General features: G+C 69.0%; 17 protein-coding genes. 10 read left to right on the top strand and 7 right to left on the bottom strand.

The window, feature by feature from the left end:
- Positions 1 to 75 precede the first annotated feature (75 nt).
- Genes A5752_RS19370 through A5752_RS19360 form a run of 3 tightly spaced genes read right to left on the bottom strand, consistent with a single transcriptional unit; the run spans position 76 to position 1,709 of the window.
- Complete coding sequence (locus A5752_RS19370) at positions 76 to 582, bottom strand: SRPBCC family protein (protein WP_067088813.1); 507 nt, start codon at positions 580 to 582, stop codon at positions 76 to 78.
- Positions 583 to 618: 36 nt separating this feature from the next.
- Positions 619 to 885, bottom strand: coding sequence for an addiction module protein (locus A5752_RS19365; RefSeq protein ID WP_067088811.1), 267 nt, complete (start codon positions 883 to 885; stop codon positions 619 to 621).
- Positions 886 to 893: 8 nt separating this feature from the next.
- Positions 894 to 1,709, bottom strand: coding sequence for an HAD-IIA family hydrolase (locus A5752_RS19360; RefSeq protein ID WP_067088808.1), 816 nt, complete (start codon positions 1,707 to 1,709; stop codon positions 894 to 896).
- A gap of 154 nt (positions 1,710 to 1,863) precedes the next feature.
- On the opposite strand from A5752_RS19360, the gene A5752_RS19355 reads away from it, so the two are divergent.
- On the top strand, positions 1,864 to 3,291 hold the full coding sequence (locus A5752_RS19355) for an FAD-dependent oxidoreductase (protein ID WP_067088805.1): 1,428 nt from the start codon (positions 1,864 to 1,866) through the stop codon (positions 3,289 to 3,291).
- Here A5752_RS19355 and A5752_RS19350 read toward each other — a convergent pair.
- Together A5752_RS19350 and A5752_RS19345 are read right to left on the bottom strand one after the other, a co-directional pair.
- Positions 3,201 to 4,664, bottom strand: coding sequence for a PH domain-containing protein (locus A5752_RS19350; RefSeq protein WP_067088803.1), 1,464 nt, complete (start codon positions 4,662 to 4,664; stop codon positions 3,201 to 3,203). The genes A5752_RS19355 and A5752_RS19350 overlap by 91 nt on opposite strands.
- A complete protein-coding gene (locus A5752_RS19345) occupies positions 4,661 to 5,146 on the bottom strand; it encodes a PH domain-containing protein (RefSeq protein ID WP_067088800.1) in 486 nt (161 codons plus the stop codon). Before A5752_RS19345 ends, A5752_RS19350 begins: the two co-directional genes overlap by 4 nt.
- A 56-nt stretch (positions 5,147 to 5,202) precedes the next feature.
- On the opposite strand from A5752_RS19345, the gene A5752_RS19340 reads away from it, so the two are divergent.
- The 7 genes from A5752_RS19340 to A5752_RS19310 all read left to right on the top strand — a co-directional run bounded on the left by A5752_RS19340 (position 5,203) and on the right by A5752_RS19310 (position 13,933).
- On the top strand, positions 5,203 to 6,114 hold the full coding sequence (locus A5752_RS19340) for an SDR family NAD(P)-dependent oxidoreductase (RefSeq protein ID WP_067088847.1): 912 nt from the start codon (positions 5,203 to 5,205) through the stop codon (positions 6,112 to 6,114).
- Positions 6,114 to 7,307, top strand: a complete 1,194-nt coding sequence (gene moeA, locus A5752_RS19335; RefSeq protein ID WP_067088797.1) for a molybdopterin molybdotransferase MoeA — start codon at positions 6,114 to 6,116, stop codon at positions 7,305 to 7,307. The genes A5752_RS19340 and moeA overlap by 1 nt, the downstream gene beginning before the upstream one ends.
- A gap of 24 nt (positions 7,308 to 7,331) precedes the next feature.
- Complete coding sequence (locus tag A5752_RS19330; protein ID WP_067088794.1) at positions 7,332 to 8,087, top strand: phosphatidylserine decarboxylase; 756 nt, start codon at positions 7,332 to 7,334, stop codon at positions 8,085 to 8,087.
- Entirely contained in the window at positions 8,087 to 8,947 is an 861-nt protein-coding gene (gene pssA / locus A5752_RS19325) for a CDP-diacylglycerol--serine O-phosphatidyltransferase (RefSeq protein WP_067088845.1), read from the top strand. The genes A5752_RS19330 and pssA overlap by 1 nt, the downstream gene beginning before the upstream one ends.
- Positions 8,940 to 11,168: an AAA family ATPase gene (locus tag A5752_RS19320; RefSeq protein WP_067088791.1), complete on the top strand. Its 2,229-nt coding sequence runs from the start codon at positions 8,940 to 8,942 to the stop codon at positions 11,166 to 11,168. The genes pssA and A5752_RS19320 overlap by 8 nt, the downstream gene beginning before the upstream one ends.
- A 75-nt stretch (positions 11,169 to 11,243) precedes the next feature.
- Positions 11,244 to 11,711 (top strand): DUF1707 domain-containing protein, encoded by a 468-nt coding sequence (locus A5752_RS19315; RefSeq protein ID WP_067088789.1) that lies wholly within the window; start codon positions 11,244 to 11,246, stop codon positions 11,709 to 11,711.
- 116 nt (positions 11,712 to 11,827) lie between these two features.
- A complete protein-coding gene (locus A5752_RS19310) occupies positions 11,828 to 13,933 on the top strand; it encodes an acyltransferase family protein (RefSeq protein ID WP_067088786.1) in 2,106 nt (701 codons plus the stop codon).
- Between the two features lies 1 nt (position 13,934).
- On the opposite strand, the gene A5752_RS28080 is transcribed toward A5752_RS19310, so the two are convergent.
- Entirely contained in the window at positions 13,935 to 14,078 is a 144-nt protein-coding gene (locus A5752_RS28080) for a hypothetical protein (RefSeq protein WP_231983458.1), read from the bottom strand.
- A 91-nt stretch (positions 14,079 to 14,169) separates the two neighbouring features.
- Positions 14,170 to 14,367: an FAD-dependent monooxygenase gene (locus tag A5752_RS28075; protein WP_067088782.1), complete on the bottom strand. Its 198-nt coding sequence runs from the start codon at positions 14,365 to 14,367 to the stop codon at positions 14,170 to 14,172.
- A gap of 178 nt (positions 14,368 to 14,545) precedes the next feature.
- Between A5752_RS28075 and A5752_RS19300 the strand changes: the two genes are divergently transcribed.
- A complete protein-coding gene (locus A5752_RS19300) occupies positions 14,546 to 17,434 on the top strand; it encodes a Na+/H+ antiporter subunit A (RefSeq protein WP_067088842.1) in 2,889 nt (962 codons plus the stop codon).
- Positions 17,431 to 17,616 (top strand): NADH-quinone oxidoreductase subunit K (locus A5752_RS19295; protein ID WP_197500685.1); only part of this gene is annotated, 186 nt, incomplete at its 3' end. The genes A5752_RS19300 and A5752_RS19295, both read left to right, overlap by 4 nt.

Raw genomic sequence — 17,616 nt, 5'->3', positions numbered from 1 at the left:
CACCCGCGAGCGCTCACCCTTGTACGTTTTCCGCCCGGTTTTCTGTACCTAACTGAGCGCTCGCGGGGAGACGGGTCAGCCTCGGGCGCCGCGCTCCTCGGCCAGGGTGGCGAGGTTCTTCAGCGAGTTGTCGAGGTGCTGGGGCTCGAAGGGCGGAAACTCGATGTCGCGCATGTGCGGCGCCACGTTCGACCAGTCGTAGGTCAACGTGACCGCGGTCTGCCCCGGCCCCGCGGCATCGAGGTCGTACCGCCAGATCCAGCCGCCCCATTGGAGTTCGGTGCCGTTCATCAGATAGCCCCGCTGCTCGGGCCCCTGGCCCGGCTGCCACGCGATGACACGCGGCGGGTCGAACACCTCGACGCGGTTGGCCATCTCGTAGTACTTCTCCGGATGGTTGTCGTGGTACATGCCCATCAGGAAGACCTGGCCGATCTCGGTCAACGGCTTTGCATCAAGCGGTTCGCGCACCCATCCGGTGCCGTCGATCGCTTGGTGCGTCGACGGGTCGGCGAGCACCTCGAAGACGGTCTCGATCCGGGCGTTGACGGTTGTGGTGGCGTGTATGCGTTGTTCGGTCATGTCGATACAGACCGCGACGAGCGAAGAAAGTCATCGCTAGAACACTCCGCAGCCGGCCACCCCGCACACCATCGAGCTGATCAGCAGGAGCGGCCACAGGCCGACCGCGACGACGAGGGCCGCGATGTTGGCGAAGATGGTGAAGTCGCCCGACAGCGCGGCCTCCAGCTGTCCGATCAGCTCGATGTGGAACGCCGCGTACACGACGCCGATCACGGTGTAGATCAGAAGGATCCACAACACCAGCTCCACGTAGGTGTTGATCCCCCGCTGCAGCAACATGTGCTGCAACCGTTCCCACATCGATTCCCCTACAGTCCGAGCAGCCGTGGCAGGTCCGCCACCGAGTCGATGACGTGGTTTGGCTGCATCGCGAATTCGTCTGCCGCCCAACGATCCAACGTATCCTGTCGAAATTTGCCGGTGCGCACCAACACGCCGGTCATACCGACCACCTGCGCCGCCAGCACATCGTTGTTGAGGTCGTCGCCGACCATGTACATCTCGTCGGGTTCGACACCGAGGCGGCTCGCCGCGGCCAGGAAACCCTCGGGCGCGGGCTTACCGACCGCCGTCGCCTTCCGTCCGGACGTCTCCTCCATACCGATCAGGTACATGCCGGTGTCCACGCGCAACCCGTCGGTCGTCGTCCATGCGGTGCTGCGGTGCATCGCGACCACCGGCACCCCCTGTGCCATCCAGTCGTAGACCCACGACAACGTCAGGTGGCTGTATTCCGGGCCGGCACCGCCGAGCAGGACGACGTCCGGGGCCTCGGGCGCGCGCGGACCGCTGAACTCGTGGGAGTAGACGATGTCGATGCCCGGCATGTCCTCGGCGATCTGCCCGTTGTTCACCAGAAAGCAACGCGCGTCCGGATACCGGTCGCGGACGTACTGGGCGGTCAGCACCGCGGCGGTGATGACCTCGTCGGGCCGCACCGACATACCCGCCTCGGTGAGCAGTTCGGCGATCTGCACGCGGGTCTTGGTCGTCGTGTTGGTCAGGTACGCACAGGCAATCTGGTTGTCGTTCAACGTCCGGACGGTCCGCGCCGCACCCTCGATCGGCTGCCACGAGGTCACCAGCACGCCATCGATGTCGAACAGCACCCCACCGATAGCCATGGCCCCGACAGTAAACGGCGGATGCGCGAGCGCAAATCGTGGAGCCCCGGTGGATTCGAGTAGTCGCCTACGCTAGTGCGTCGCCATCGGCCGTCGAAAACTATCCCTTACCAGGGCCGATACCGGCCACGGATGTCGAGGTGAGGGGTGGGCGATGCCAGTCGTAGGCGAACGAGCGGTGGTTCTCGGCGCGAGCATGGCAGGCCTGCTGGCCGCCAGGGTGCTCGCGGACAGCTACCGGACCGTGACCGTGGTAGAGCGCGACGCGCTGCCCACCGAGCCCACGCCCAGGCGTGGAGTCCCTCAGGGCAGGCTGATCCACGCCCTCCTCGCGCGCGGGGCCCAGGTGCTCGAGGAGTTGTTGCCGGGCATCCTCGATGAACTCGTCGCGGACGGCGCCGTCAAGTGGGACGGCGATTACTCCAGGCTCTGCTTCGCGCCCGGTGGCCATCGACTCGTGCAATCGGGCCGGTGCCCGTCCCCCGACTCGATGCCGTTCTACTTCCAGAGCCGGCCGTTTCTGGATTGGCATGTGCTGCGGCGCATGCGCGAGATTTCCAACGTGAACATCGTGGAGCGCCACGACGTGGTCTCCCTGGCGGCAACCCCCGACCGCCGCCGGGTCACGGGCGTCGACGTGATCGACCGTGACACCCGCGAGGTGACGATGCTGGACGCCGACCTCGTCGTCGACGCGACCGGGCGTGGCTCCCGCACACCGCTGTTCCTCGAGCAGTTGGGTTATGACCGGCCGCCGGTGGACGAAGTAGTCGTGCAATTGGCTTACGCCTGCCAGCCGGTGCGCATCAAGCCCGGCGCGCTCGCGGAACACTTCATCGCGCTCATGCCGGAGCACGGTAGGCCCCGGATGTTTGCGACCGCGTGCTTCGAGAACGACGCGACGATGTTCGCGATCGGGGCCATGGCCGGCCACCCGGTGCCGGATACGTCCGATGAAATGCGTGATTTCGTAGCCGATTTCGTGCCCCCGAACGTGCTGGCGGCCCTCGCCGACGCCGAACCGCTTGGGCCCGTGGTGAATTACCGGGTGCCGTCCAACCGCTGGCGCCGCTACGACAAGTTGCGCCGGCTACCCGACGGGCTCCTGGTGCTCGGCGACGCGGTGTGCAGCTTCAATCCAATCTACGGGCAGGGCATGACCGTTGCGGCCGTTGAGGCCACCGTGCTGCGCGACTGCCTGCAGCGCGGCGACAGGAATTTGGCCCGCCGCTTCTTCCGATCCAGCGTCAAGCCGATCCGCATCGCCTGGCAGACCGCCGTCGGATCGGATCTGGCGATACCCGAAGTCGAGGGGACTGTGCCGCTGTCGATACGGCTTAGCAACGCGTACCTGGACCGTGTGTTGACGGCGTGCGAAACGGACGACGCGGTCACGCTCCGGTTCCTTCGCGTCCTCGGGATGCTGGACCCGCCGACGAAACTCTTCTCGCCCTCGATCATGCGACGGGTGCTGCGAGGCCGGCAACCCCACTACCGCCGCGACCACTCATTGTCGGCCACCCACGGCGAGGCCTCGGCCGCGATCGACCACGCCAGCTCGGTGGGCACATCTATCACCTGATAGTGCTTGACCCCGGCGGCCGTCGCGGCGATCAGCGTCGCCACCCCGGCCCGGCGCTGCATCCACGTCTGGCGCACCGTCCAGCCGATGATGCCCGAGGCCTCGATGCAGTCGCGGCGACGCTGCAGGCTGCCGGTGCGCGCGACGAGCCACCCCTCTCCCACGCGGTGGCCCAGCGACCGTGCGCGGTCGGCCGCCAGCAGTGCGCAGCAACCGGTGACGACGACCCACAGCACCCACACCCATGCCGGCGTCGGCGCCACCAGCAGCACCACCGCGGCGACCGCGGGCACTGCCATCGCCCGCGTCCACCGTCTACGAGTCGCGACCGCCCCGTGCGCACGAAGCGGACCCGTCACCGCGTCGGGGCGTTCGATCAGATCGGTCAGCACGTCATCGGCCGTGCGCTTCGGGCAGGGCGGCAACAACAGCGACGACTCACCCTCTCCCCCGACGCCGGTCATGACCGCATCGAGGCGGGCGCCGCCGAACAGCCGGACCAGCAACGGTTCTCGAAGCGTGCCGCCGCGCAGGCGGCGCATGTCGAAGGTGTGCTCGCGGACGCGCAGCAGCCCATACCGCAGGTGCAGCACCTCGAAGTCCCGTCGCAACTCGAGGTTTCCGTAGGTCACCAAAGACTGCAGCACCGACAGCACGACGGACGCCAGCAGAAGCACCAACACGCCTGCCGCGATGCTGGCCGCGGTTCCGACGCTCCTGGCCGTTTCGACCCACGACTGGGCCAGCCGCGAATCCTGCACGCCGCTTCCGGCGCCCACCTGATACACCACACCTGCGGCGGCGGCGATCATCGCCAGCCCGGTGAAACTCAGCGGGCTGTAGCGCAACCACGCCGGCTTCCACTGGGCCAGCACCCGACCTGGAGCCGACGGCTTGTTCTCCTCGACCGTCAAGGATTCGGCCAGCAGCAGCCCGCGCAACGGGCCGACCTGGTCGCTGGGTACCGCGTCGAGCGCGAATGCGGCGTCCCCCCTGGCTTCCTGGCCGGTGCTGACCCGCAGCACCGTCAACCCCAGCAATCGGTGCAGCAGGCGGGCGTCGGTGGACACCGACCGAATCCTGTTGCGCGGCACCGAGAGCTCCTTGCGCTGCAGGACACCGGTGCGCAGCTGCACGTCGCTCGGACCGATGCGATAGGTCGTGGTGAACCAGCGGGCCAGGCCGAACGCCACCGTGATTCCCAGCGCCGCGAAGGCCAGCACCGGATTCCCGGTCGCCGAGCCGAGCACCAGCGTGCCGACGATGACGGGGATCTGGCGGACGACCTCATGCACCGGATGCACCAGCAGCATCCGGGGGCTGAGGCGCTGCCACACCTCGCCGGGCGGTGGATACCCCCAACCGGTCGTCATGTCGCATCCCCGGTGCCGAGCGCGGCGATGTCGGTGAGCCGGGCGACGACCGCGTCGGCGACGTCGGCGTCCAGCGCGATGATGCGCACCGCGCCCGCCGAGGACGCCGTCGTCACGGTGACGTTCGCCAGCCCGAACAACCGGTCCAGCGGACCGCGTTCGGTGTCGACGGTCTGCACGCGCGAGATCGGCGCGATGCGGCGCTCCTGCGTCAACCAGCCGGTGCGGGTGTACACCGCGCGCGGGTCGACGTCCCACCGGTGCACCCGGTATCGCCACCACGGGACCACAACGACGAACAGGATGATGCCGAGCAGCGTGCCGAGCGCCGCGAGCGCGTGCACCCACCACGTGCGCGAATCCACCACGAACCAGACCAGCTGCGCGAACGCCAGCATCGACCACGGGATCGCCGCTCCGATCGCCCACACCAGCGGCGCCTTGCGGCTCGGTTTGTTCGCGGGATCGACAAGATCGGTCATCAGTCGTCCAGCCTAGGTAACCGCGAGTCGGTCGGCCGCTGAGTATGTTGATCGACATGGGCAGCAAGTGGACCGCGGCCGACATACCCGACCAGTTCGGGCGGACCGCGATCGTGACCGGAGCGAACAGCGGGCTCGGCTATGACACCGCGGCCGCCTTGGCGGCCAAGGGCGCGCAGGTGGTGCTCGCGGTGCGCAACCTCGACAAGGGCAACGAGGCCGTCGACCGCATCAGGAATTCGACGCCCAACGCCGCGGTCAGTCTGACCGAACTCGACCTGTCGTCGCTCGACAGCGTCCGCAGGGCCGCCGACGAACTGCGCGCCGCGCACCCCCGTATCGATCTGCTCATCAACAACGCCGGCGTGATGTACGTGCCGAACCGCGAGACCACCAAAGACGGCTTCGAGATGCAGTTCGGCACCAATCATCTGGGCCATTTCGCGCTGACCGGCCTGCTGCTCGAGAACCTCCTGAAGGTCGGCGGGTCGCGCGTCGTGACGGTCAGCAGCGTCGGCCATCGCATCCTGGCCCGAATCCGCTTCGAGGACCCGCATTTCGAGACCGGATACAACCGAGTGCGCGCCTACGGTCAGTCGAAGCTGGCCAACCTCTTGTTCACATACGAACTACAGCGCCGTCTCGCGGCCAAGGGCTCTTCGACGATCGCGGCGGCCGCGCATCCTGGCCTCTCCGACACCGAATTGATGCGCTATGTGCCGCCTTTCATCCCCGACGTCGTGTGGAAGGTCGTGGCCCAACCGGCGGAGAAGGGCGCGCTGCCGACCCTTCGTGCAGCCACCGACCCGGGTGTGCAGGGCGGGCAGTACTACGGGCCCGACGGGATCGGCGAAGTGACGGGGAATCCGAAACTCGTTGCCTCCAGCGCACAATCGCACGACCAAGACATTCAGCACCGGTTGTGGACCATGTCCGAGGAGCTGACCGGCATCACCTATCCCATCTGATGCGGACCGTCGATGAGCATCAGCGCGTCGTCGCCGCGCTGATCAAGGTTCGCCCGCCGGTCAGCGTTTCCATCGCGGACGCTCTCGGACTCGTGCTCGCAGAGGACGTGGTCGCGCCGTTGTCGCTGCCGGGCTTCGACAACTCGGCGATGGACGGTTACGCCGTGATGGCCGACGACGTGGCTTCGGCGACGCCCGAGAGTCCGGTCAAACTGCCCGTCGCCGAGGACATCCCGGCTGGGCGCACCGACATCCTGACACTGAAACCCGGTACGGCGCACCGGATCATGACCGGGGCGATGCTGCCGTCCGGCGCCACGGCGGTGGTGCCTGTGGAGGCGACGAACGCCGCGACCGACACAGTGGAGATCCGCGCGACCGCGAAGACCGGCCAGCACATCCGGCGCGCGGGCGAAGACGTCACGGCCGGAACGGCGGTGCTGCGCGCCGGGCAGACCGTCACACCCGCCGCGCTCGGATTGGCCGCCGCACTCGGGCTCGCCGAACTTTCGGTGATCCCGCGACAACGCGTGCTGGTGATGTCGACCGGCACCGAACTGGTCGCACCGGGCATACCCTTGGCGCCCGGTCAGATCTACGAATCGAACGCGGTCATGCTCGCCGCTGCGCTGCGCGACGCCGGGGCCGACGTCGTGGCTTCCCCGATGACCGGTGATGACGTCGACTCGTTTCGCGCCGCCCTGGCGACGCACACCGGGGACGCCGACCTGATCGTCACGACGGGCGGGGTGAGCGCGGGCGCCTACGAGGTGGTCAAGGACGCGCTCGCGGAAGCCGTGGAATTCGTCAAGGTGGCCATGCAGCCGGGTATGCCGCAGGGCTGCGGGGTCGTCGACGGAACCCCGATCGTGACGCTGCCCGGAAACCCGGTCAGCGCGCTGGTGTCCTTCGAGGTGTTTCTGCGTGCCCCACTGCGCGCAGCGATGGGCCTGCCGAACCCCGGCAGGCCGCGACGCACCGCCGAGCTGACCGAGGATCTCACCTCACCGCGCGGAAAACGCCAGTTCCGCAGGGGTGTGTTCGACGCCGACGCCGGAACCGTGACCAGCTACGGGCCCCCCGCATCGCACCACTTGCGCTGGTTGGCGTCGGCGAACTGCCTGTTGGAGATCGCCGAGGACGTCGACGCGCTGCCGGCCGGGTCACCGGTCCAGGTATGGGACCTGACCTGAACCGCCCCGTAGAATCGCTGCACGATGGCCAGACGCCCCGACCTGAAAACCGGCCCCGCGCGGCTCCTGGCGCTGGCCCGGACCACGATTCCCCCGATGCACTCCGCCGGGCTGCCGTTCGTCGGCGCCAGCCTGGCGGTGGCCGCGCTCGGGCACCGCAACCGGTGGGTGCGTGGCACCGCCCTGGCGTCGGCCGCGGCCAATGCGTTGTTCTTCCGCCACCCGCCGCGTGTGTCGCCGACCCGCCCCAACCTCGTCGTCGCTCCCGCCGACGGCCTGATCTGCCTCATCGAGGAGGCGTTGCCGCCGGCCGAACTCGGTTTGCCCGCAACGCCGTTGCCGCGCATCAGCATCTTCCTGTCGATCTTCGACGCGCATGTGCAGCGTGCCCCGATAGGCGGTGAGGTCGTCGCCGTCGAGCACCGCCCGGGCCTGTTCGGTTCGGCCGAGTTGGAAGCCGCCAGCGAGGACAACGAGCGCAACAGCGTGCGCATCCGTACCGCCGACGGCGTCGAGGTGATAGCCGTGCAGATCGCCGGCCTGGTGGCACGGCGCATCGTGTGCGAGGCGAAGGTCGGCGACAAGCTGGAGATCGGCCAGACCTACGGGTTGATCCGCTACGGCTCGCGCCTCGACACCTACCTGCCCGCCGGGTCGAACATCCTGGTGACGACGGGCCAGCGGGCGGTGGCGGGCGAGACGGTATTGGCCGAACTCGGGCCCGATGTCGCCGGCCGGACGGCTCCGGAGCCCGATGTCGCCGGCCGGACGGCTTCGTGATGATCCGGCCCCGCATCAAACGCTCCGTCGTCAGCCTGCGGATCCTGCCCAGCGCGATGACCGTCGCGGCGATCTGCCTCGGCTTGAGCGCGGTCAAAATGGCCCTGGACAACCGGCCGACCGAATCGATGGCGTTCCTGGCGGTCGCCGCGATCCTCGATGCGCTCGACGGCCGCATCGCGCGCGCCCTCAAGGCGACCTCGCGCATGGGCGAGGAGATCGACTCGCTCGCCGACGCCGTGAACTTCGGTGTCGCACCGGCGTTCATCGTCTACGGCACGCTGCTGTCGCAGTCGCAGATCGGGTGGATCGTCGTTCTGGTGTACGCGGTGTGCATCGTGCTGCGCCTGGCCCGGTTCAACGCGATGCTCGACGTCGACAAGCCCGACTACGAGAAGAAGTACTTCGTCGGCATGCCCGCCCCGGCCGGCGCCATCGGCGCCATCGGTCCGCTGGCGGCCAAGATGCAGTTCGGCGACGGCTGGTGGACCTCCGAACCCGCGGTCGTGATCTGGATGATCGGCGTCTCGCTGCTGGTGGTCAGCACGATCCCGATGCGAAAGATCCACACGTTCTCGGTGCCGCCCAACATGGTCGCGCCGCTACTGGCCCTCGTGGCGATCGGCGTCGCGGCCGCGATCCTCTACGGCTACCTGGTGATCCTGATCATCATCGCCGCCTACGTCGTACACATCCCGTTCGCCATCCGCACCCGCCGCTTCCTCGCCGCGCATCCGGAGGTCTGGGACGACAAACCACGCCAGCAGCGCGCCGCCCGGCGGGCCATCCGCAGGGCCCAGCCACACCGCCGGTCGGTGATGCGGCTCGGGTTGCGCAGGCCTGGTTCCCGGCATGACTGAGTTGCAGTCCGACCGTCCCGGTCCCCGGCAGCAGCTCACGCTGACCGCACGGCTGAACACCTCGGCACTCGACTCGCGCAGGGGCGTGGTCCGCCTGCACCCGGAAGCCATTGCCGCGCTCGGCATTCGCGAATGGGATGCGGTGTCGCTGACCGGTTCGCGCACCACCACCGCCGTCGTCGGCGCGGCGCCCGACGGGGTACCGGCGGGCACCGCGCTGCTCGACGACGTCACGCTGTCCAACGCCGGGTTGCGTGAGGACACCACCGTTCTCGTCGCCCCGGTGACAGTTTACGGTGCGCGCTCGGTGACGCTGACCGGTTCGAGGCTCGCCAGCCAGTCCATCTCACCCGCCACCCTTCGACAAGCGTTGCTGGGCAAGGTGATGACGGTCGGCGACACGGTGTCGCTGTTGCCGCGGGAATTGGGTCCCGACATCCCGACCTCGCGCGCGACGGCCGCACTCGCCTCGTCGGTGGGTATCACCTGGACCTCTGAACTGTTGACGGTCACCGGCACCGATCCCGCCGGACCCGTGAGCGTGCAACCCAATTCGGCGGTCTGCTGGAGCGATGGGTCGCCCGGCGGATCTGTCGCACCGACCCCCGTCACGGCGCCCGGTCAGGTGGTGGTGACCGCGCCGGAGAAATCCCGACCCGCGCTCGGCGTCGACGACCTCAAGGGTTCGCAGGCCGAGGCGCAGCGCCTCACCGAATGGCTCAAGCTCGCCCTTGACCAGCCCGAGCTGCTCGAAACCCTAGGTGCCACAGCCAATCTGGGGGTCCTCGTGTCCGGGCCCGCCGGTGTCGGCAAGGCGGCGCTGGTGCGCGCAGTGTGCGCCGACCGGCGACTGGTCGAACTCGACGGGCCGGAAGTCGGCTCGCTGCGGGCCGAGGACCGGCTGGCGAGCGTGGCGTCGGCGGTGGCCACCGTCCGTGACGGCGGCGGGGTGCTACTGATCACGGACGTCGACGCGCTGCTGCCGTCCACGGCCGAACCGGTGGCCACGTTGATCCTCACCGAACTGCGCAACGCGGTCGGAACGCGGGGTGTGGCGTTCGTCGCCACGTCGCAACAGCCCGACAACGTCGACGCGCGGTTGCGCGCACCCGATCTGTGCGACCGCGAACTCGGGCTCAGCCTGCCCGACGGCGCGATCCGCAGGCAACTGCTCGAGGTACTGCTGCGTGACGTCCCGGCCAAGGAGCTCAAGCTCGACGAGATCGCGGACCGCACACCGGGTTTCGTGGTCGCCGACCTCGCCGCGCTGGTTCGGGAGGCGGCATTGCGGGCCGCGGCGCGGGCCAGCGCCGACGGTGAGCCGCCGGCCCTCATCCAGGACGATCTGCTGGGCGCGACGACCGTGATCCGCCCGCTGTCGCGGTCGGCCACCGAGGAGGTGTCCGTCGGGTCGGTGACGCTCGAGGACGTCGGCGACATGGTCGACACCAAGCAGGCACTCACCGAGGCGGTGCTGTGGCCGCTGCAGCACCCCGACACCTTCGCGCGGCTCGGCGTCGCCCCGCCCCGCGGGGTACTGCTCTACGGCCCGCCGGGCTGCGGCAAGACCTTCGTGGTTCGGGCGCTGGCCAGTTCGGGACGGTTGTCGGTGCACGCGGTCAAGGGCGCGGAACTGATGGACAAATGGGTCGGCTCGTCGGAGAAGGCCGTGCGCGAACTGTTCCGCCGCGCCCGCGACTCGGCGCCGTCGCTGGTGTTCCTCGACGAGATCGACGCGCTCGCGCCGCGGCGCGGTCAGAGCTTCGACTCCGGGGTCACCGACCGCGTGGTTGCGGCGCTGCTCACCGAACTCGACGGCATCGATCCGCTGCGCGACGTGGTGGTCCTCGGTGCGACGAACCGGCCCGATCTCATCGATCCCGCGCTGCTGCGCCCCGGCCGGCTGGAGAAGCTGGTCTTCGTCGAACCGCCCGACGCCGAAGCCCGTCGCGAGATCCTGCGTACCGCGGGCAAGTCGATACCGCTGGCCTCCGAGGGAGAGCAGGCCGTCGATCTCGACGCGTTGGCTGGTGAGCTCGAGGGTTACAGCGCCGCCGACTGCGTTGCGCTGCTGCGGGAGGCCGCGCTGACCGCGATGCGGCGCTCGATCGACGCCGCCGACGTCACCGCTGCCGATGTCGCCGCCGCCCGCGATGCGGTGCGACCGTCGCTGGACGCCGCGCAGGTGGAGTCGCTGCGCGCATTCTCGGCCGCCCGCTGAATCAATCTTGACAATGACTAGTTCTAGCGGCACACTCGGAATAACTTGCCATTGTCAAGATCGAGGGAGGTCGCCATGCCCGCCATCGCACCCGTCGTCCGCGCCGGAGACCCCGACCGGGAGAAGACCGCGGACGTGCTCGGTCTGGCTCTGACGCAGGGCTACCTCGGAATGCCCGAGTACGAGGCCCGGTTACAGGCCGCGTTCGCCGCGACCACCCGCCCGGAACTGCACGGGCTCACCGCCGACCTGCCCGTCGAACGCCTGCGGCGCAGCGATCCGCGCCGCCGGGAGGCCCGCAGGAGGATGGCCCGCCGCGGTGTGCAGGTGCACCTGGCCGGTTACCTGACCATGGTCGCGATCGTGCTGACGGTGTGGTTGGTCGTCGGCCTGACCGCCGGCGCGTGGTACTTCTGGCCCATCTGGCCGATACTCGGTGCGGGCATCGGATTGCTCGGCCACGCCCTTCCGGTGCGATGCGCGCTCCCGCCGGCGCCCTGCCGACGCGGTCACGGTTCGATCAGCTCGGCGCGAATCGCGTAGCCGCGACGGCATCGTCGTCACGCTGCTCAGCACCCCGTTGGCCTGGGTGTACGTCTGGCTGGGATACTTCTGAGCTACTTCTGGTCCTCGGAACGGGCAGGTTTGTCGATCGCACCATGAGCACTCGTGTGTCGATCGCCCCTGCCCGCCCGTCGCTGCGCGCCGTGCGAGTGCGCGACGACCTCGACGGCCTCCGCGGTATCGCGATCCTGCTCGTGGTGCTCTACCACGTCTGGTTCGGCCGGGTGTCCGGCGGCGTGGACGTCTTCCTGGTGCTGTCCGGCTTCTTCTTCGGCGGACGGCTGCTGCGCCAGGCCGCGGGTGAGCAGCCCGACGGGTCACTGCCGCGTGCGATCGTCCGGCTGGTCCGCCGCCTGGCTCCCGCCCTCGTAGTCGTGTTGGCAGCCTCGGCGGTGCTCACGGTGCTGGTGCAGCCGCAGACGCGATGGGGGGCGTTCGCCGAGGACGGGCTGGCGAGCCTGTTCTATTGGCAGAACTGGCATCTGGCCGCGACGGCGAACGACTATCTGCGAGCCGGGCAGGCCGTGAGCCCCCTGCAACACATCTGGTCGATGTCGGTGCAGGGGCAGTTCTTCGTCGCGATGCTGGCCGTCGCCGCGCTGCTCGCGTTCCTTAGCAGGTTTCGCGGCTGGGCCCGCAGGCGGCGGTCCGCACTGATCACGGTGATCGCCCTGGCGACCGTGTTGTCGTTCTGGTACGCGGTCGTCGCACACCACCTCGATCAGTCGCACGCGTACTACGACACCTTCGCCCGCGCGTGGGAACCGTTGGCGGGCATGCTCGCCGCGGCGGCGGTCGGCGTGGTGCGGATGCCGGGGTGGCTGCGGGCCGCGGCGGGCGCGACGGGGTTGGCTGCGGTGCTCGCGTGCGGATTTGTCGTCGACGGCGGCGCCGCGTTCCCCGGTCCATGGGCGCTTGTCCCCGTCGGCGCGACGGTGCTGCTGATCTTCAGCGGCGCCCAGACCTCGGCCCGTCTACCGTGGCCGAACCGGCCCATCGCCTCGGTGCCCCTGGCCACATTGGGGGCCATGGCCTACTCGCTGTACCTGTGGCACTGGCCGCTGCTGATCTTCTGGCTGGCGCACTCCGGCCAGGACAGTGTCGGCGTCCGCGAGGGAACCGTCGTCGTGGTGCTGTCCCTGGCGTTGGCGTATCTGACGATGCGATTCGTCGAGGAGCCTCTGCGTGAGCGCAGATCCGATGACGTTGCGGCGCACCGGCTTCCGTCACCCGTCCGAGCGCCCAGGGTGCTGGGCGGTGTCATCGCGGTATTGGCGCTCGGATTGACAGTGGCGTCGGTGGGGTGGCGCCACCATCTCGACTCCGTCCGCGACAACGGCAACGAATTGGAGAACCTGTCAACCCGCGACTATCCGGGGGCGCGGGCCCTGCTCGACAACGTGAAGGTGGCGAAGCTACCGATGCGTCCGACGATCCTCGAGGCGTCCGAGGATCTTCCCGCGACCACCGTCGAGGGCTGCATCACCGACTTCGCGAGCACCGAAGTGATCCGTTGCGCGTACGGCGATCCCACCGCCGCCAGGACGATAGCGCTGGCGGGCGGCTCGCACGCCGAGCACTGGATCACGGCGCTGGATCTACTGGGGCGCGCGCACGGTTTCCGCGTCGTGACGTATCTCAAGATGGGTTGCCCCCTCACCACCGACGACGACCCGCGCATCGCCGGCTCGCTCGACCCGTACCCGCAGTGCCGAACGTGGGTGCGCGACACCATGAACGCACTCATCTCGGACCGCCCCGACTACGTCTTCACCACCACCACCCGGCCGCACATCGACGGTCCCGGTGACCTGGTCCCGGATGGCTACCTCGGCATCTGGGACGAGTTCAGCGCCAACGGCATCGCGATGCTCGGCCTACGCGACACACCGTGGATGTTCCGCGACGGCTTCCTGTTCGCACCCGTCGACTGCCTTGCCGAGGGTGGCGATCCGGAATCCTGCGGCATCTCCCGCAGCGACGCGCTCTCCGAACGCAACCCGACGCTCGACTACGCCGGTCGTTATCCCCTGCTGACCGTGCTCGACCTCAGCGACGCGGTGTGTCGGCCCGACTCCTGCCGTGCCGTCGAGGGCAATGTGCTCGTTTACCATGACGCCCACCATCTTTCAGCGACCTACGTGCGTTCGCTGGTCGACGAACTTGGTCGCCAGATATCCGACGCGACGCGGTGGTGGTGACTCAGGCGCCGAGCCAGCGGTGCGCGGCGGCGGTCATCTGGGCCGCATCGGGGCGGACGTCATTAGAAACGAACTTCTGCTCGCGTAGGAGTTCGTAGATGCGTGTGCCCCCGCAGTCGACGTCCGGCATTCGCCTGCCGACCATCCGATGCTCGCCCTGGACTGCAACACCTGCTCGGTGCCGCTCTGCGGAACGATCAACAGCATCGCGAAGCGACTGTCGAGCGCACCCAGGTTCATGGTCGCTCCGCCGGGCGGCGCGAACTCCGGACCGGCACACCCCGCGGCAGCAGGTCCTCCGCCAGGCCGCGCGCGTCCAGCAGTTCCAGGGTGCGGGCATGCACCGCGAACGCTCTGGTGATGCGGGGTGTCGAGGTCCGTTCCTCGAGCAACTGCACGGCGACGCCACCGAGCGCGAGCTCACACGCCAGCATCAGGCCCCGTCGGGCCGGCGCCGACCACCACGACGTCGGTGGTGCCCACGAGGCGGCATCGTAGCGCCGATCGTCCCCCGTAGAATGAAGATCACCGAAGCCTTACTCGGCTGACACCCCGACCATCAGTTCTCCGGTTGGCGGCCGCGTGCTGACCAACCCAACCGATCGGAGTGCCCTGCTCGCCGTCCTGCTCGCTCACGCGGTCGCCACCGCGCTGGCGCCCCTGCTCGTCCACAGGTGGGGGCGCAACGCCTTCTACCCGCTGGCGCTGGTGCCGCTGGCGTCGCTGGTCTGGGTGATGCTGAACTGGCCATCCGCCGGACGGGCCGCCACCGTCGACGTGCAGTGGGTGCCCGAGCTGTGGATGAACATCACCCTGCGCTTCGACGCGCTCGCCGCGATCATGAGCGTGCTGGTGCTCGGTATCGGTGCGCTGGTGCTCCTCTACTGCGCCGATTACTTCCGGCATCACGACGGCCGCATCGAGAACCGGCTGCCGAGCTTCGCCGCCGAACTGGTCGCGTTCTCCGGCGCGATGTTCGGACTGGTCACCAGCGACAACCTGCTGGTGCTCTATGTGTTCTGGGAGATCACCTCGGTGCTCTCCTTCCTCCTCGTCGGGCACTACGCCGAACGCCTCACCAGCCGACGGGCCGCCACGCAGGCCCTGCTGGTCACCACGTTCGGCGGTCTGGCGATGCTGGTCGGCATCATCGTGCTCGGCAATCTGGCCGGCACCTATCTGCTCTCGGAACTGCTCGCCTCCCCGCCGGGCGGGGTGGCCGCGGCCGTCGGGCTGGTGCTCGTTCTGGTCGGCGCCCTGTCGAAGTCGGCGATCGTGCCGCTGCACTTCTGGCTGCCGGGCGCGATGGCCGCGCCCACCCCGGTGAGCGCGTACCTGCACGCCGCGGCGATGGTCAAGGCGGGCGTCTATCTGATCGCGCGGATGAGCCCCGGCTTCGCCGACTCCCCGGTGTGGAAACCGATCGTCGTATCTCTCGGCCTGGTCACCATGCTGCTGGCGGGCTGGCGCGCGGTGCGTGAGTACGACCTGAAGTTGATCCTGGCCTTCGGGACGGTGAGCCAGCTGGGGCTGATCACGGTGATGGTGGGCACCGGCGGGGCCGACATGATGCTCGCCGGGCTCGCGATGCTGGTGGCGCACGCCATGTTCAAGGCGGCGCTGTTCATGGTCGTCGGCATCATCGACCACGCCACCGGCACCCGCGACATCCGCCGGTTGGCCTGGCTCGGCGACAAGGCGCGACCGCTGCTGGTCATCGCCGTCGGCGCGTCGGCCAGCATGGCGGCGCTGCCTCCGTTCTTCGGCTTCGTCGCCAAGGAAGCCGACCTCGAGACCGTGCTGCACAGCCCGACCCTCGGTGCCTTCGCGCCGGTCGTGCTGGCGGGCATCGTGCTCGGCTCGGTGTTCACGACCATCTACAGCCTGCGTTTTCTGTTCGGCGCGTTCGCCCGCAAAGGGCATTCGCACCCCAGCACGCGCGTCGCCGAGATGCACCGCCCCGAGCGCACGTTCATGATCGCGCCGGGTGTCCTCGCGGCGGCCGGCCTGGCCTTCGGGATCTGGCCCGTCGGGATCGGCGACGTTCTCGAGGGCTACGCCGACACCGTGCCCGGCGGCAACAACGAGTACCACCTCGCCCTGTGGCACGGCGTCAACCTGCCGCTGCTGTTGTCCGTGCTGGTGATCGCCACGGGTGTCGCCGCCTTCATCGGACGCGAGCGGTTGCGCCGGTTCCGCACGATGCGCGAACCGCTCGGTAACGCCGACCACGTGTACGACGCCGTCGTGCGCAGGCTCGACCTGTGGTCGGTGGAGCTCACCGCGGTCACGCAGCGGGGCTCGATCCCGGCGACACAGTCGGCGATCTTGTCGACGCTGGTGCTGGTGCCGACGATCGTGCTGGCGCTGGGCGCCCGGGACCGCCCGGAGTTCAAGCTGTGGGGCTCCCCGCTGCAGGTGGTGATCGGCCTGATCATCCTGGCCGCCGCATTGGGGGCGCTGGTGATGCGCAACCGCCTCGCGGCGGTGCTGCTCGTCGGCGTGACGGGATACGGCTGTGGTGCGATCTTCGCGCTGCACGGCGCGCCCGACCTGGCGCTGACCCAGTTCCTGGTCGAGACGTTGACGCTCGTGGTGTTCGTGCTGGTGCTGCGCACCCTGCCCGCCGAGGCCGACCGGCTCCACATCCGGCGGTACCGGTGGCCGCGAGCCCTGCTGGCGCTTGCCGTCGGTGCGACCGTTACCACCACGGCGGTGTACGCGATGGCCGCACGCACCGGGGTTCCGATCGCGACGCTGATCCCCGACGCGGCCTACTACCGCGGCCACGGCGCCAACGCCGTCAACGTCCTGCTGGTCGACATCCGCGCCTGGGACACCATGGGCGAGGTCATGGTGCTGCTGGTGGCGGCCACCGGCGTCGCGTCAATGGTGTTCCGGCACAGGCGGTTCGGGGCGCCACCGCGGGTGGCCGACGCCGGTCAGCCCGACATCGGACGGCTGCCCGCGATCGTGAACACCAGCCCGGCGGCCGGTGAGATCACCTGGCTGCGAGGCAGCGAGTTGCGAGACCCGCGGCACCGGTCGCTGATCCTGGAGGTCGCGACCCGCGTCATCTTCCCGCTAATCATGGTGCTCTCGGCGTACTTCTTCTTCGCGGGACACAACACCCCGGGCGGCGGGTTCGCCGGCGGATTGACGGCCGGGCTGGCGCTGGTACTGCGATACCTCGCCGGTGGGCGTTACGAACTCGGTGAGACGCTGCCGCTGGACGCGGGCAAGATCCTCGGGGCGGGGCTGACGCTGGCCGCGGGCACCGCGGTCGCGTCGCTTCTGGTGGGTGCGCCCGCGCTCTCGTCGGCACTTATCGAGGTCGATGTGCCGGTGTTGGGCACCGTCAAGTTCGTCACCGCGTTGTTCTTCGACCTCGGCGTGTACCTCATCGTCGTGGGGCTGGTGCTCGACGTGTTGCGCAGCCTCGGCGCCCGCATCGACGTCGAGCTCGGCCAGGAACAGGGAACGGCGGTGAGCTCGCGATGACGACCTCGCTCGTGCCCCTCGTCCTGCTCGGCGGCCTCACCAGCGCCGGGGTGTACCTGCTGCTCGAACGCAACCTCACGCGAATGCTGCTGGGGCTGTTGTTGATCGGCAACGCCATCAACCTGCTCATCCTCATCGCCGGCGGCCCGTCCGGTGATCCACCGATCCGCGGCCGCACCAGC

The sequence above is a fragment of the Mycobacterium sp. 852002-51961_SCH5331710 genome, from assembly GCF_001665535.1.
Classification (GTDB): domain Bacteria; phylum Actinomycetota; class Actinomycetes; order Mycobacteriales; family Mycobacteriaceae; genus Mycobacterium.
Note: the sequence above shows the minus strand (reverse complement) of the source record. Positions and strands in the feature narration are given on the sequence as shown.